The following is a 1,531-nucleotide window of genomic DNA, read 5'->3' as shown; positions in this document are numbered from 1 at the left end:
TCCCCATTTTCCCTGTAACAAATTTACAATTTTCCGCCAATACTGTACATTATAAATACAAGCGATTACTTCTCCTTCAGTATGTAACCAATTCCTGTGATGCTGAAGAATTTGGATCGAGTTTTTCGTTAAGGGGAGAATATTATCATAGACCAAACAATCAACCTTACCCCCTTCTAAACCGATAGATTTCAGTTCAATCTGCTGAAAATCTCCGACAATCACCCGATCAAAATGTAGACAGGCTTCAGCCTCTTGAGAATTTGATACAATTCCAATATATGAACAGTGAGGATTGATTTGCTTATACTGACTTGCTGTTGTGTTCGGTAGACATCCAACTTCCACAATAACTTGAGCATTGGCGCTTAACAAGGTGAGCAAATCAGAAGAGGGGGAGAACGGATGAAAACGTTGTTCTTCTGGAGTTGGAGAGCTAGCTATATTTGCATTCATAAATTTAACAGCCAGACTACACTCAATGTTTAATCTAATCCTTAATCCGTTGTATCCAACAAGGACAGCTCAATCTCATCCTTGCAAACGGACTCAACTGTTTTTACTGTATCATAAATTTAATGTTTTTTTGCGAATTCACAGGCTCTATTGACTCCTGTATAAAAATCGAATCAATCTTGAACAGAAGACACCGAACCCAAACAATCTCTGTTAAGCTCTAAACGCAATATTTTTATTTTGATTTAAAGTTTACCTCTACTCATCATGCCACGAGTTTCTGTTGTTATACCAACTTATAACCAAGCCACCTATATTTCTCAAGCTATCGATAGTGTTCTTAATCAAACCTATCAATATTTTGAGATCATTATTGTCAATGATGGATCTTCCGATCAAACCGTCGATAAAATTCTAGAAAACAACGATCCTCGTATTCGACTCTTTAGCTTTGAACAAAATCAGGGCGAAAGTGTAGCCACAAATTATGGAATTCAACAAGCGCGAGGAGAGTTGATCGCGATTCTACATTCAGATGATGTATTCGTTCCACAAAAGCTAGAAAAACAAGTTTTATTTTTAGATCAAAATCCTCAATTTCAGGCGGTTTTGAGTTATCCTCAGCTCATTGACAGTCAAGGTAAAAATTTACCCCCTTCTAACTCTTTCCTCGACAAAGTTTTTATTCAGAAAAACCGGACTCGCTTTCAATGGCTAAACACCTTTTTTAGTAAAGATAACTGTCTCTGTCAAACAAGCTCTCTAATTCGGAAAGACTGTTATTCGCAAATTGGCTTCTACGACGCTCGCTTTCGACAAATTCCTGACTTTGATTTTTGGGTGCGATTTTGTCTAAACTATGAACTTTATATCTTACCAGAAGCTTTAGTCAACTATCGAGTTCATCAATCTAATATTAGTGGAATAAAACCTGAAACAATCATTCGTCATAACTTTGAACTCTCCCAAACTTTAAAACGGTACTTCTGTCTGGAGGTGTATAGAAATCTCCTCAAAATATTCCCCGATCTCCTAGATGTAGGCGAACAACTTGAACCTCAAAGATCGGAAGAGC

At 37.1% G+C, this 1,531-nt stretch carries 1 protein-coding gene and 1 pseudogene; one reads left to right on the top strand and one right to left on the bottom strand.

Translation table 11 applies throughout. The annotated features are described in order from the left end of the window. Window positions 1-456 (bottom strand): annotated as a pseudogene (locus M595_RS27485) (glycosyl transferase); the annotation flags it as partial. A 267-nt stretch (window positions 457-723) separates the two neighbouring features. Between M595_RS27485 and M595_RS27480 the strand changes: the two are divergent. Further along, window positions 724-1,531 (top strand): glycosyltransferase family 2 protein (locus M595_RS27480; protein WP_023069844.1); only part of this gene is annotated, 808 nt, incomplete at its 3' end.

This window comes from Lyngbya aestuarii BL J, assembly GCF_000478195.2.
GTDB classification, from domain to species: Bacteria; Cyanobacteriota; Cyanobacteriia; order Cyanobacteriales; family Microcoleaceae; genus Capilliphycus; species Capilliphycus aestuarii.
This window is presented reverse-complemented; position numbering and strand designations above follow the sequence as displayed.